Source organism: Pseudomonas sp. R3-56 (assembly GCF_051132075.1).
Lineage (GTDB): Bacteria > Pseudomonadota > Gammaproteobacteria > Pseudomonadales > Pseudomonadaceae > Aquipseudomonas.
Map to the genome: position 1 here is coordinate 5,883,829 of NZ_CP071657.1, position 12,789 is coordinate 5,896,617.

Annotated in this window: 12 protein-coding genes; 10 read left to right on the plus strand and 2 right to left on the minus strand. The window is 61.8% G+C overall.

What is annotated here, in order from left to right; all coding sequences use genetic code 11:
* Positions 1 to 111: 111 nt before the first annotated feature.
* From J3P96_RS26695 to J3P96_RS26710, 4 genes are all read left to right on the plus strand, one after another.
* Entirely contained in the window at positions 112 to 1,506 is a 1,395-nt protein-coding gene (locus tag J3P96_RS26695) for an FAD-binding oxidoreductase (protein WP_434570389.1), read from the plus strand.
* Positions 1,507 to 1,549: 43 nt separating this feature from the next.
* Positions 1,550 to 2,215, plus strand: a complete 666-nt coding sequence (locus J3P96_RS26700; protein ID WP_305497557.1) for a fumarylacetoacetate hydrolase family protein — start codon at positions 1,550 to 1,552, stop codon at positions 2,213 to 2,215.
* A gap of 244 nt (positions 2,216 to 2,459) precedes the next feature.
* Entirely contained in the window at positions 2,460 to 3,392 is a 933-nt protein-coding gene (locus tag J3P96_RS26705) for an SdiA-regulated domain-containing protein (protein ID WP_434602489.1), read from the plus strand.
* 118 nt (positions 3,393 to 3,510) lie between these two features.
* Positions 3,511 to 4,425: an SdiA-regulated domain-containing protein gene (locus J3P96_RS26710; protein ID WP_434654173.1), complete on the plus strand. Its 915-nt coding sequence runs from the start codon at positions 3,511 to 3,513 to the stop codon at positions 4,423 to 4,425.
* 139 nt (positions 4,426 to 4,564) lie between these two features.
* Here the strand turns inward: J3P96_RS26710 and rpiA are convergent, their stop codons facing one another.
* A complete protein-coding gene (rpiA, locus tag J3P96_RS26715; protein ID WP_030140525.1) occupies positions 4,565 to 5,239 on the minus strand; it encodes a ribose-5-phosphate isomerase RpiA in 675 nt (224 codons plus the stop codon).
* 180 nt (positions 5,240 to 5,419) lie between these two features.
* Here rpiA and ilvA point away from each other — a divergent pair, with 180 nt between their 5' ends.
* Genes ilvA through J3P96_RS26735 form a run of 4 tightly spaced genes read left to right on the plus strand, consistent with a single transcriptional unit; the run spans position 5,420 to position 9,122 of the window.
* Positions 5,420 to 6,934 (plus strand): threonine ammonia-lyase, biosynthetic, encoded by a 1,515-nt coding sequence (gene ilvA, locus J3P96_RS26720; protein ID WP_305497561.1) that lies wholly within the window; start codon positions 5,420 to 5,422, stop codon positions 6,932 to 6,934.
* Positions 6,935 to 6,972: 38 nt separating this feature from the next.
* Positions 6,973 to 7,386: a DUF2269 family protein gene (locus tag J3P96_RS26725; RefSeq protein ID WP_434654176.1), complete on the plus strand. Its 414-nt coding sequence runs from the start codon at positions 6,973 to 6,975 to the stop codon at positions 7,384 to 7,386.
* Between the two features lie 15 nt (positions 7,387 to 7,401).
* Entirely contained in the window at positions 7,402 to 8,658 is a 1,257-nt protein-coding gene (locus tag J3P96_RS26730) for an SDR family oxidoreductase (protein ID WP_434654178.1), read from the plus strand.
* Positions 8,655 to 9,122: a DUF2269 family protein gene (locus tag J3P96_RS26735; RefSeq protein ID WP_434654181.1), complete on the plus strand. Its 468-nt coding sequence runs from the start codon at positions 8,655 to 8,657 to the stop codon at positions 9,120 to 9,122. Before J3P96_RS26730 ends, J3P96_RS26735 begins: the two co-directional genes overlap by 4 nt.
* A gap of 4 nt (positions 9,123 to 9,126) precedes the next feature.
* Here J3P96_RS26735 and J3P96_RS26740 read toward each other — a convergent pair whose 3' ends face one another.
* On the minus strand, positions 9,127 to 9,783 hold the full coding sequence (locus J3P96_RS26740; RefSeq protein WP_434570403.1) for an HAD family hydrolase: 657 nt from the start codon (positions 9,781 to 9,783) through the stop codon (positions 9,127 to 9,129).
* A gap of 143 nt (positions 9,784 to 9,926) precedes the next feature.
* On the opposite strand from J3P96_RS26740, the gene J3P96_RS26745 reads away from it, so the two are divergent.
* Entirely contained in the window at positions 9,927 to 10,406 is a 480-nt protein-coding gene (locus J3P96_RS26745) for an RNA pyrophosphohydrolase (RefSeq protein ID WP_003186867.1), read from the plus strand.
* Positions 10,407 to 10,428: 22 nt separating this feature from the next.
* The gene (ptsP, locus tag J3P96_RS26750; protein ID WP_305497566.1) at positions 10,429 to 12,708 is read left to right on the plus strand and encodes a phosphoenolpyruvate--protein phosphotransferase; all 2,280 of its coding nucleotides are present in this window, start codon (positions 10,429 to 10,431) and stop codon (positions 12,706 to 12,708) included.
* Positions 12,709 to 12,789: the final 81 nt, after the last annotated feature.

Here is a 12,789-nt window from a genome sequence, read left to right on the forward strand (position 1 = left end):
TTGGGCACTACGCTGCGGGGTCGGTATGCTAGCATATGCCCCCCACAAACACCCATTCCTGCGACGTGAAGCGTTCTCAGGATGACCATGAATTGTTCGAGAGTTCTGTCGATGACCAATCCTGCCGTGATAGATGAGCTGAAGACCCTGGTTGAGCCTGGCAAGGTCCTGACCGATGCCGACTCCCTGAATGCTTACGGCAAGGATTGGACCAAGCATTTCGCTCCGGCGCCGGTGGCCATCGTCTTTCCCAAGACCATCGAACAGGTCCAGGCCATCGTGCGCTGGGCCAATGCACACAAGGTCGCGCTGGTCCCCTCGGGCGGGCGTACCGGACTGTCCGCCGCGGCCGTGGCGGCCAATGGCGAAGTCGTGGTGTCCTTCGACTACATGAACCAGATTCTCGACGTGAACCTGACCGACCGCACCGCCGTGTGCCAGCCGGGCGTGGTCACCGAACAACTGCAGAACAAGGCCGAGGAACATGGCCTGTACTATCCGGTGGATTTTGCTTCGGCCGGTTCCAGCCAGATTGGCGGCAATATCGGCACCAATGCCGGCGGGATCAAAGTCATTCGCTACGGCATGACGCGTAATTGGGTGGCGGGCATGAAAGTCGTCACCGGCAAGGGCGACGTGCTGGAGCTGAACAAGGACCTGATCAAGAACGCCACCGGCTACGATCTGCGCCAGCTGTTCATCGGCGCCGAGGGCACGCTTGGCTTCGTGGTCGAAGCCACCATGCGCCTGGATCGGGCGCCGAAAAACCTCACCGCGATGGTGCTCGGCACGCCGGATTTCGATTCGATCATGCCGGTGCTGCATGCCTTCCAGGGCAAACTTGACCTGACCGCATTCGAGTTTTTCTCCGACAAGGCCCTGGCCAAGGTCCTCGGTCGCGGCGACGTGCCGGCGCCGTTCGAGACCGACTGCCCGTTCTACGCCCTGCTGGAATTCGAGGCCACCACCGAAGAAGTCGCCAACCACGCGCTGGAAACCTTTGAGCACTGCGTCGAACAAGGCTGGGTGCTGGACGGCGTGATGAGCCAGAGCGAAACCCAGTTGCAGAACCTGTGGAAATTGCGCGAGTACATCTCCGAAACCATCTCCCACTGGACGCCGTACAAGAACGACATCTCGGTAACCGTCTCGAAGGTTCCGGCATTCCTGCGGGAAATCGATGCAATTGTCGGCGAACACTACCCGGACTTTGAAATCGTATGGTTCGGCCACATCGGCGACGGCAACCTGCACCTGAACATCCTCAAGCCGGAAAACCTGAGCAAGGATGAGTTCTTCGCCAAATGCGCGACGGTGAACAAATGGGTGTTCGAGACCGTCGAGAAGTACAACGGCTCGATTTCCGCCGAGCACGGCGTGGGCATGACCAAACGCGACTATCTGACCTACAGTCGCTCGCCGGTGGAGATCGAGTACATGAAAGCGGTAAAGGCAGTCTTCGACCCCAACGGCATCATGAACCCGGGCAAGATCTTCGCGGTTTGACCCTTATAAACACCTGATGAAAATCCAAAGGCAGGAGTCGGTTATGAGCTATCAGCACCAGTATGTCGACGGTACGCGTATTCATTTCCCGATCGGGAAAGTGGTGTGCATTGGCCGCAACTATGCCGAGCATGCAAAGGAACTGGATAATCCGGTGCCCACCGAGCCCTTGCTGTTCATCAAGCCAGGCAGCTGCGTGGTGCCGCTGGAAGGCGGTTTCAGCATTCCCACCGACCGCGGGTCGGTGCATTACGAGGCGGAAATCGCCGTGCTGATCGGCAAGCCACTGTCCACCCGGCCCAGCGCTGAGGAAGTACTGGACGCGATCTCCGGCTTCGCTCCGGCCCTGGACCTGACCCTGCGGGACAAGCAGGCCGAGCTCAAGGGCAAGGGACTGCCCTGGGAAGTCGCCAAGTCTTTCGACGGCGCGGCGGTGATCGCCCCGTTCGTCTCGAAGGACACCTTCGCCGACCTGACCGACATCCCCGTTCGCCTGGTCATCAATGGCGAAGTGCGCCAGGACGGCAACAGCAGCCTGATGCTCAACCCCATCGTGCCGATGATCCAGTACATGGCCGGCTGTTTCTCGCTGCAGGCCGGCGACGTGATCCTGACCGGCACGCCGGCCGGCGTCGGGCCGTTGAACGTCGGTGACGAGCTGGTGCTGGAACTGCCGGGCGCGAGCCGCTTCGAGAGCAGTGTTCGTTAACTCGGTCTTGTGACGCTGCCGATCATATGTGGGAGCGGGCTTGCTCGCGAATGCGATGTATCCGACACATAAATGTCGTCTGGCACACCGCATTCGCGAGCAAGCCCGCTCCCACATGAGAAATACAGCGCTTCCTGAAGACCGTATTTTTACCGTTTTTTTCACATGCCATCCGGATAATTCCGGGCAATGCGGCATCTGAGCCAGCCAGCCCCTAGCCGAATTCCCTGGAACGTGTCCCCTGATGGCCAAGACCCAAGCACTGCCCACCCCCAAAGCATCCCGTCGCTCTCGCTTCGCCCTGCCCTGGTATGTCTGGCTGCTGATCGCGGGCGCCAGCGCTTATGGCCTGGCATTCGCCATGCATTGGGACGACCGGGGCCTGCTTTGGGTGTCGGAGCGCTTCCAGAGCCAGGCCGAGCGTCGGGAAAGCATCTGGCTGCCTGATTACCACGCTGTCATTGACGCCAAGGCGCTCCCGGGAATGGAAGACGACGAAGCGTCCGACCTGACCTATAGCCCGCAGACCAAGACCCTGTTCGCGGTGATGGGCAAAAATCCGTTCCTGGTGGAGCTGAACCTGCAGGGTGACGTATTGCGCAAGATGCCGCTGGTGGGCTGGGGCAACCCTGAAGGCGTGGCGTTCATGGAAAACGGCCTGCTGGCCATCACCGATGAACGCAAGCACACGCTGTCGATCGTCCAGGTTGATGCCAATACCCGCGAGCTGAACATCAAGGACTTCCCCCAATATGACCTGGGTACGTCGAAGAACCAGAACAAGGGATTCGAAGCCATCGTCTGGGATCCGAAGAATCAGCAGCTGATCCTTGGCGAAGAGCGCCCACCGGCATTGTTCACCTGGAAAAGCGACGGGAGCCAGTTGCTCAAGGGCGACAAGCAGATCCATGTCAGCAACGAACTCGACCTGCGCAACCTGTCCGCCCTGGCCGTAGACCCGCGCACCGGCCACACGCTGGTGCTATCGGCCGACTCCCATTTATTGCTGGAACTGGACGAAGCAGGCGATCAGGTCAGTTTCATGACCCTGCTCGGCGGCTTCAACGGCCTGAAGGACACGATCCCTCGCGCCGAAGGCGTCACTGTCGATGAAGCCGGCACCCTCTACATCGTCAGTGAACCGAACCTGTTCTACCGTTTCGAAAAACAGCACTGACAGCGCGACTTCGTAAGACAACTCCGACCATCGTGTAGGATGTGGCACGCGGCCATTAAGCTTCAGTTCAGGCAGTCGTGGTATTTCCAACCACCTGTTTTTATCCGAGCCCTCCTACATGCGTCGACTTGTCCGTCCCAAGCCACTGTTCCTGCTGTTGCTGGCCATCGTGCTGATCACCCTGATCACGGCGGGCCAGTACCTGCGCCTGTTCGAACGCGCCTGGTTCAACATGAGCAGCCTGTGGCACCCCGTCAACGAGCAGGCAATCGCACTGGATCAGTACCAGGTCGCGCTTGAGGCGCAGGTGATCGAAGGGTTGGACGATGACGTTTCGGCGCTGACCTTCGATCCGATCCGCAAGACCCTGTTCACCGTGACCAACAAGAATTCCGAGCTGATCGAGCTGTCGCTGGACGGCAAAATCTTGCGGCGCATAGCCCTGGTCGGGTTTGGTGATTCGGAAGCGGTAGAATTCATCAGCGAGAACATCTATGTCATCACCGACGAGCGCCAACAACGGCTGATCAAGATCCATCTGGACGACGACACCCGGTTCCTGGACGCGACCGAAGCCGAGCAGATCTCGCTCGGGGTGCACATGAGCAGCAACAAGGGTTTCGAAGGGCTGGCCTACGACTCCCTGGGCAAGCGACTATTCGTGGCGAAGGAGCGCGACCCGATGCTGATCTACGAGGTCCACGGGTTTCCCCACCACAACCTGGAAAAATCCTATGCGGTGCACGTCGTCAACAATCCCAAGCGTGACGCCGGGCTCTTTGTGCGCGACCTTTCAAGCCTGCAATACGATGAGCGCAGCGGTCACCTGATGGCGCTGTCCGACGAGTCGCGGTTGATCATCGAGCTGGATATCAACGGCCGTCCGTTGAGCACGCTGTCGTTGAGCAAGGGCCGCCACGGCCTGCAGAAAACCGTCCCCCAGGCTGAAGGCCTGGCCATGGATGACGATGGCAACCTGTATGTGGTGAGTGAGCCGAATCTGTTTTATGTGTTCAAGAAGCAGCAGCCTTAAGCTCGCACAGACCCCATGTGGGAGCGAGCTTGCTCGCGATAGCGGTGGGTCAGCTTGCATGGATGTCGAATGTGCCTTCGCCATCGCGAGCAAGCTCGCTCCCACAGGGTCCGGTGTGAACCAATAACTATCCGCCGGGTTATTCAGCCCGCAGCGTCTTCACCCCTTCAGCAGTCCCCAGCAACAGCACATCCGCCGGACGCGCGGCGAACAAGCCGTTGGTGACCACGCCGACAATCGCGTTGATCTGGCTTTCCAGCTCCACCGGGTTGGTGATCTGCAGGTTGTGGACGTCGAGAATGATGTTGCCGTTGTCGGTCAGCACACCTTCGCGATACACCGGATCGCCGCCCAGTTTCACCAACTGACGGGCGACGTGGCTGCGGGCCATGGGGATCACTTCCACCGGCAGCGGGAAGGCGCCGAGTACCGGCACCAGCTTGCTGGCGTCGGCGATGCAGATGAAGGTCTTGGCGACTGCCGCGACAATCTTCTCGCGGGTCAATGCAGCGCCACCGCCCTTGATCAGGTTCAGGTGCGCATCGCTTTCATCGGCGCCGTCGATGTAGAACTCCAGGTCGCTCACGGTGTTGAGCTCGTACACCGGGATCCCGTGGCCCTTGAGGCGCGCGGCGGTGGCTTCGGAGCTGGCGACCGCGCCATCGAACGCACCCTTGTGCTGCGCCAGCGCGTCGATGAAGCAATTGGCGGTCGAGCCGGTGCCGACCCCGACGATGCTCTTGTCATCCAGCTTCGGGAGGATGAGGTCGACGGCGGCCTGGGCCACGGCCTGTTTGAGTTGATCCTGGGTCATGCGGGCTCCGAGGGTGCCGAGAGGGAACGAAAGGCCGGCATTATAGGCGTCGGAGCAGCCTTGGTCATTGCCTGTTTGGCACAGATCCAGTGTGGCAAGTGCCTTAATTCGTGTGGTCGCCCGGCCAAAAGCCGGGTTAGACTCCCTGGCCCTGCCCAACCCGCTCAGTGATGCTTTCCGATGCTCGAACAGTACGTCAAGAAGATCCTCACCTCGCGCGTTTATGACGTTGCCGTAGAAACCCCGTTGCAGACCGCTCGCCAGCTCTCCGAGCGGCTGGGCAATGACGTCTGGCTCAAGCGTGAAGACCTGCAGCCGGTGTTCTCGTTCAAGATTCGCGGGGCCTACAACAAGCTGACCCAACTCAGCGACGAAGAGCGCGCCCGTGGCGTAGTCACGGCCTCGGCCGGCAACCACGCCCAGGGCCTGGCGCTGGCAGCCAAGGTGCTGGGCGTCAAAGCCACCATCGTCATGCCCAAGACCACCCCGGAAATCAAGGTCGAAGGCGTACGCTCCCGCGGCGGTAAAGTGGTGTTGCATGGCGACTCGTTCCCCGAGGCGCTGGCGTATTCGCTGAAGCTGGTCGACGAAAAAGGCTACGTCTATATCCATCCCTATGACGACCCTCATACCATCGCCGGGCAGGGCACCGTGGCGATGGAGATCCTCCGCCAGCACCCCGGGCGCCTCGATGCGATATTCGTCCCGGTGGGCGGTGGCGGGCTGATTGCCGGCATCGCGGCCTACGTGAAATACCTGCGCCCCGAGATCCGGATCATTGGCGTCGAGCCGGATGACTCCAATTGCCTGCAAGCGGCCCTGGCCGCCGGTGAGCGCGTGGTATTGCCGACCGTCGGCCTGTTCGCCGACGGCGTGGCCGTGGCGCAGATCGGCCAGCACACCTTTGATATCTGCAAGCACTACGTGGACGAAGTGATCACCGTCAGCACCGACGAGATCTGCGCAGCTATAAAGGATATCTACGACGATACCCGCTCGATCACCGAGCCGGCCGGCGCCTTGGGAGTGGCCGGGATCAAGAAGTACGTCGAATCGCGGGGCATCAGCGGTCAGACCCTGGTGGCCATCGATTCCGGCGCCAACGTCAACTTCGATCGCTTGCGCCATGTGGCCGAGCGCGCCGAGCTGGGCGAAGGGCGCGAGGCGATCATCGCCGTGACCATTCCTGAGCAGCCGGGCAGCTTCAAGGCCTTCTGCGAAGCCATCGGCAAACGCCAGATCACCGAATTCAACTACCGCTACAACACCGGCAGCGAAGCGCACATCTTCGTCGGCGTACAGACGCATCCGGAAAACGATCCGCGCAGCAAGTTGATCGCCAGCCTGACCGAGCAAGGCTTCCCGGTGCTGGACTTGACCGACAACGAGCTGGCCAAGCTGCACATCCGCCACATGGTCGGCGGACACGCCGCCCACGTCATCGACGAAGTGGTGCTGCGTTTCGAGTTCCCGGAGCGTCCGGGCGCGTTGTTCAACTTCCTCAACAAGCTGGGCGGGCGCTGGAATATCTCGATGTTCCACTACCGCAACCATGGCGCGGCGGATGGTCGCGTGGTCGCCGGGCTGCAAGTGCCTCACGATGAACGCCACCTGGTACCGGCCGCCCTGGAAGAAATCGGCTATCCGTATTGGGATGAAAGCGATAACCCGGCCTATCAGCTGTTTCTTGGTTGAAGGGCTACGCTGAAGGACATCGGCCTTAAGGAAATTCCATGGAAACTCTGCTGACCTTGAAAGTCCTGCACGTCGCGGCCACGGTCCTGCTGCTGGCTTGCGGTGCAGTCCTTGCCGTCCTGGCCTGGCGTAAACGCAGCGAGGGACCGGCCAGCACGCTGCGGCGTCCCTGGCTGTTGGCCTGGTGCGTGATGCTGGTCTGCATGCTGAGCATGCCGTTCACCGGCTGGTGGCTGGTTCACCTGGTGGGCTGGCCGTTGGGGCAAAGCTGGCTGTTGGGTTCCAGCGTGATCTACACGGTGGCGACGCTCTGCGTTTTCTGGCTGCTGGCAAGGCTCAATCGTCTGCGCTTGGGCAGCGGTGGCGGCAGCAGGTTTACCCTGGCATTGGCGATCATCGGTGGTGTCGGCTTCCTGTCCATCGCCGCGCTGATGGGTGCCAAGCCGATTTAAGCGACAGGGACGGTCATGAAGATCCTACTAGTGGGAGGCGGCGGTTTTATCGGGCGCCATCTACTGCGAGCGTTGCACAGCGCTGGCCACTCGATCATCGCAACCAGCCGTGAACCCCAGGCGCCAGGTTGGCCTGGGGTTGAATGGCGGCAGCTGGATCTCGGCGTACTGGCAGGCAACCCTGAACACTTTACCCTGCCCCTGGACGTCGACTTGCTGATCAACGCGGCCGGCCTGCTCAGCGTCGACACCCAGGCCCTGAGCCTGGTCCAGGATCGGGGCGCGCGAGCGCTGTTCGACCAGGCCGCGCGCCGCGGCGTCCGGATACTGCAGATTTCCGCGCTGGGCGCGAGTGCCCAATCCGACGTGCCGTTTCTGGCAAGCAAAGGCTTGGCTGATGAATACCTTTGCACCCTGGACAGCGTATCGGTGGTGCTGCGGCCCTCATTGGTGGTGGGGCCAGGCGGCGCGAGCAGCGGCTGGATGGAAGGCCTTTCGCCGTGGCCGTTGATTCCCTTGCTGAATCTTCAAGCGCGCATCCAGCCCGTACATGTCGATGACCTGGTGGGCGCGGTGCTCGCCCTGCTGCGGCAATGGCCGACCGAGTCGGTGGTGTTGCCGCTGGTAGGACCGGAGCCGATGACGCTGGCCCGACTCATCGATCATCTGCGCGCCTTCCAAGGTTGGGCGCCGGCCCGCTACATCAAGGCCCCTGCGCTGTTGACTGAACCGGGTAGCCGGCTTGGGGATCGGTTCGGCTGGCGGGCGTTGAACAGGCAAAGCCTGGCCTTGGCACAACGGGACAATCTGGCCGACCCCGCGGCACTCGCGTCAATCTGCGGGTATTACGCCGCCCCCGTACAAACCCGCTTGCAGGATTGGCCCAGCGCAGCCCAGAGCAGCCTCAGAGCGATCCGCCCGCTGATGCTCGCGGTACTGGCGATCATCTGGCTGGGTACCGCCATCGTCTGCCTCGGCCCCGGCTACGATTGGGGCTTGCGTATCATGGCCGAAGCCGGTGCCCACGGCGCCTGGGCGAAGCTTGCGGTAATCGCCGGCGCGCTGTGTGACGGCGCGCTGGGCGTGGGCATGCTATCCAAGCGCTGGCGCCGCCAGGCATTGCGGTTGCAGTTGGGATTGATGCTCGGCTACACGCTGTGCATCAGTTTTATCCTGCCACACTATTGGTTTGACCCTTATGCGGCTGTCGCCAAGAACCTGGTGCTGATAGTCGCGACTTTATGGCTGCTTTGGACTGAACCGCGCCGATGAGCATTTACGTGCTATTGAAAACCCTGCACATCCTGTCCTCGACCATCCTCTTCGGCTTGGGCGCGGGGTCCGCCTACTACGCGCTGCGGGCCTGGCGCAGCGGCAAGCTTGAAGTCATTGCCGTCACCTTCAAGCATCTGGTCTTCGCCGATTGGGCGTTCACGGCCACCACCGCCGTGTTCCAGCCGTTGAGCGGCCTGGCCCTGATGCATGTGGCCGGCTGGCCACTGCAACAGAGCTGGTTGATGTGGAGCATCGGCCTTTATTGCCTGGCGGGCGCCTGCTGGCTGCCGGTGGTCTGGTTGCAGATCCGCGTGCACAAAATGGCCGAGCAAGCCTTGCAGGGCGGCACCCCCATGCCGCTCAAGGCCAGCACCTACATGCGCTGGTGGTTTGCGCTGGGCTGGCCGGCGTTCCTCGCGTTCATGGTGATCTTCTACCTGATGGTGGCCAAGCCTGCGTGAGAGGTCAGTCGCGCAGGCTGATCACCGGCCAGCCGCGTTTCTCGGCCTCGGCCCGCAGGTTCGGATCCGGATCGACCGCCACCGGGTGCGTCACTGCTTCCAACAGCGGCAAGTCGTTCATCGAGTCGCTATAGAAGTAGCTGTCGTCCAGCGAATACCCGGTCTCTTCCAGCCAGCGGTTCAGCCGGGTCACCTTGCCCTCGCGGAAACAGGGGATGTCGGTGCTGCGCCCACTGTAGCGACCGTCAATCATTTCGCACTCGGTGGCGATCAGGGTTTCGACGCCCAGACGCTCGGCAATCGGCGCGGTGACGAAGCGGTTGGTGGCGGTGATGATCACCAGCTTGTCGCCGGCATCACGGTGTTTCTTCAGCAGCTCGATGGCTTGGGGCAACACGATCGGCTCGATGCAGTCGCGCATGTACTCGAGATGCCACTGCGCCAGCACCTCCATCTCGGTACGGCCGAGGATTTCCAGGCAGAAATTCAGGTACGCGGCGTTGTCCAGCTTACCGGCCAGGTAGTCCTGGTAAAACTCATCGTTGCGCGCCTTGTAGGTGACGGCATCCAGAAACCCGCGCTCGCAGAGGTAATCGCCCCAGGCGTGATCGCTGTCGCCGCCCAGCAGCGTGTTGTCCAAGTCGAATAAAGCCAGCCGCATTGCAGTTACTCGCTGAAATTTCTTGAGAAAGGCGCCCAGAATACGGACTTTTCACAAGAGTGCACATAAGGTGGGCAGCCTCGTTGCTGCTTTCACAACCTTTGTGGAACAATGCGGCGACATGCGTTTGCGAGGTTGTTGCCGTGATCGATCCCGATGGTTTCCGTCCCAATGTGGGGATCATTCTTACGAATGATGCCGGACAGGTGCTATGGGCTCGCCGTATCAATCAAGACGCCTGGCAGTTTCCACAGGGAGGGATCAACCCCCAGGAGACGCCGGAAGAGGCTTTGTACCGCGAGTTGAACGAAGAAGTGGGGCTGGAGCGAGAGGATGTCGAAATACTCGCCTGCACCCGAGGCTGGTTGCGCTATCGTTTGCCGCAACGCCTGGTCCGCACGCACAGCCAACCGCTGTGTATCGGCCAGAAGCAGAAATGGTTTCTCCTGCGCCTGATCTCCAACGAGCAGCGGGTGCGGATGGATTTGACCGGTAAACCGGAATTCGATGGCTGGCGCTGGGTCAGTTATTGGTATCCGTTGGGCCAGGTGGTGACATTCAAGCGCGAGGTGTATCGACGCGCTCTCAAAGAGCTTGCCCCGCGCCTGCTGACGCGCGACTGACGACGGAGTTCGACCCCGAGCCATGCTCAATACGCTGCGCAAGATCGTCCAGGAAGTTAACTCCGCCAAGGATCTCAAGGCGGCGTTGGGGATTATTGTATTGCGCGTCAAAGAGGCCATGGGCAGCCAGGTCTGCTCGGTCTATCTGCTGGACCCCGAGACCAACCGTTTTGTGCTGATGGCGACCGAGGGCCTGAACAAGCGCTCCATTGGCAAGGTCAGCATGGCGCCCAACGAAGGCCTGGTCGGCCTGGTCGGTACCCGGGAAGAACCCCTTAACCTGGAAAACGCCGCCGATCACCCTCGTTATCGCTATTTTGCCGAGACCGGCGAAGAGCGCTACGCATCGTTCCTCGGCGCGCCGATCATTCACCACCGCCGCGTCGTCGGCGTGTTGGTCATCCAGCAAAAAGAGCGCCGCCAGTTCGACGAGGGCGAAGAAGCCTTCCTCGTGACCATGAGCGCGCAACTCGCCGGGGTTATCGCCCACGCCGAGGCTACCGGCTCGATCAGCGGCCTGGGCCGCCAGGGCAAGGGCATCCAGGAAGCCAAGTTCGTCGGCGTGCCGGGTTCACCGGGCGCGGCGGTGGGCACCGCGGTGGTCATGCTGCCACCCGCCGACCTCGACGTGGTGCCGGACAAGACCATCGCCGACATCAATGCCGAGCTGGGCTTGTTCAAGACCGCCATCGAAGGCGTGCGAGCCGACATGCGCGCCCTGTCTGCCAAGCTGGCGACGCAACTGCGGCCTGAAGAGCGCGCGCTGTTCGATGTCTACCTGATGATGCTTGACGATGCCTCCCTGGGCAGCGAAGTGACCACGGTCATCAAGACCGGCCAATGGGCCCAGGGCGCGTTGCGCCAGGTGGTGACCGACCACGTCAACCGTTTCGAACTGATGGACGACGCCTACCTGCGCGAGCGCGCCTCCGACGTCAAGGACCTCGGTCGCCGCCTGCTCGCCTACCTGCAGCAAGAGCGTCAGCAGACCCTGGTCTACCCCGACAACACCATCCTGGTGAGCGAAGAGCTGACACCGGCGATGCTCGGCGAAGTGCCGGAAGGCAAGCTGGCGGGCCTGGTCTCGGTACTGGGCTCGGGCAACTCCCACGTGGCGATCCTGGCCCGGGCCATGGGCATTCCCACGGTCATGGGCCTGGTGGACCTGCCGTATTCCAAGGTCGACGGCATCCAGATGATCGTCGACGGCTACCACGGCGAGGTCTACACCAACCCCAGCGACGTGTTGCGCAAGCAGTTTGCCGATGTGGTGGAGGAAGAGAAGCAACTCTCCCTGGGCCTGGATGCCCTGCGCGACCTGCCGTGCATAACCCTCGATGGCCATCGCATGCCGCTGTGGGTCAACACCGGCCTGCTGGCCGATGTGGCCCGGGCGCAGAAGCGTGGCGCCGAGGGCGTGGGCCTGTACCGCACCGAAGTGCCGTTCATGATCAACCAGCGTTTCCCCAGCGAAAAGGAACAGCTGGCGATCTACCGCGAGCAATTGTCCGCGTTTCATCCGCAACCGGTGACCATGCGTAGCCTGGACATCGGCGGCGACAAATCGCTGTCCTACTTCCCGATCAAGGAAGACAACCCGTTCCTCGGCTGGCGCGGGATCCGCGTGACGCTCGACCATCCGGAAATCTTCCTGGTCCAGGCCCGCGCCATGCTCAAGGCCAGCGAAGGCCTGAACAACCTGCGCATCCTGTTGCCGATGATCTCTGGCACCCATGAGCTGGAAGAAGCCCTGCACCTGATCCACCGGGCCTGGGGCGAGGTGCGCGACGAAGGCACCGACGTACCCATGCCGCCGGTGGGCGTGATGATCGAGATTCCGGCAGCGGTGTACCAGACCAAGGAACTGGCGCGGCAGGTGGACTTCCTGTCGGTAGGTTCCAACGACCTGACCCAGTACCTGCTGGCCGTGGATCGCAACAACCCACGGGTGGCCGATCTCTACGACTACCTGCACCCGGCCGTGCTGCAAGCCTTGCAGAACGTCGTTCGCGACGCCCATGCCGAGGGCAAGCCGGTGAGCATCTGCGGCGAAATGGCTGGCGACCCGGCGGCGGCGGTGCTGCTGATGGCGATGGGCTTCGACAGCCTGTCGATGAACGCCACCAACCTGCCGAAAGTGAAATGGATGCTGCGCCAGATCAACCTCAGCAAGGCCCAGGAGCTGCTGGCGGAGCTGATGACCATCGACAATCCGCAGGTGATCCATAGCTCCTTGCAGTTGGCGCTGAAAAACCTCGGGTTGGCGCGGATGATCAACCCGGCTTCGAACAAGACCCTTTAGATCCCGCGGCGAGCATTTGTGGCGAGGGAGCTTGCTCCCGCTGGCGGGCGAAGCCCGCCCAAAAGCTTAGGGGCTACTTCG

What these genes read in the sequence shown, in the direction of transcription:
- J3P96_RS26700 (WP_305497557.1), top strand. Translation starts at nt 1,550, where the DNA reads ATGAGCTATCAGCACCAGTATGTCGACGGTACGCGTATTCATTTCCCG.
- J3P96_RS26735 (WP_434654181.1), top strand. Translation starts at nt 8,655, where the DNA reads ATGAGCATTTACGTGCTATTGAAAACCCTGCACATCCTGTCCTCGACC.
- ilvA (WP_305497561.1), top strand. Translation starts at nt 5,420, where the DNA reads ATGCTCGAACAGTACGTCAAGAAGATCCTCACCTCGCGCGTTTATGAC.
- J3P96_RS26695 (WP_434570389.1), top strand. Translation starts at nt 112, where the DNA reads ATGACCAATCCTGCCGTGATAGATGAGCTGAAGACCCTGGTTGAGCCT.
- J3P96_RS26725 (WP_434654176.1), top strand. Translation starts at nt 6,973, where the DNA reads ATGGAAACTCTGCTGACCTTGAAAGTCCTGCACGTCGCGGCCACGGTC.
- J3P96_RS26710 (WP_434654173.1), top strand. Translation starts at nt 3,511, where the DNA reads ATGCGTCGACTTGTCCGTCCCAAGCCACTGTTCCTGCTGTTGCTGGCC.
- ptsP (WP_305497566.1), top strand. Translation starts at nt 10,429, where the DNA reads ATGCTCAATACGCTGCGCAAGATCGTCCAGGAAGTTAACTCCGCCAAG.
- J3P96_RS26740 (WP_434570403.1), bottom strand. Translation starts at nt 9,783, where the DNA reads ATGCGGCTGGCTTTATTCGACTTGGACAACACGCTGCTGGGCGGCGAC.
- J3P96_RS26730 (WP_434654178.1), top strand. Translation starts at nt 7,402, where the DNA reads ATGAAGATCCTACTAGTGGGAGGCGGCGGTTTTATCGGGCGCCATCTA.
- rpiA (WP_030140525.1), bottom strand. Translation starts at nt 5,239, where the DNA reads ATGACCCAGGATCAACTCAAACAGGCCGTGGCCCAGGCCGCCGTCGAC.
- J3P96_RS26705 (WP_434602489.1), top strand. Translation starts at nt 2,460, where the DNA reads ATGGCCAAGACCCAAGCACTGCCCACCCCCAAAGCATCCCGTCGCTCT.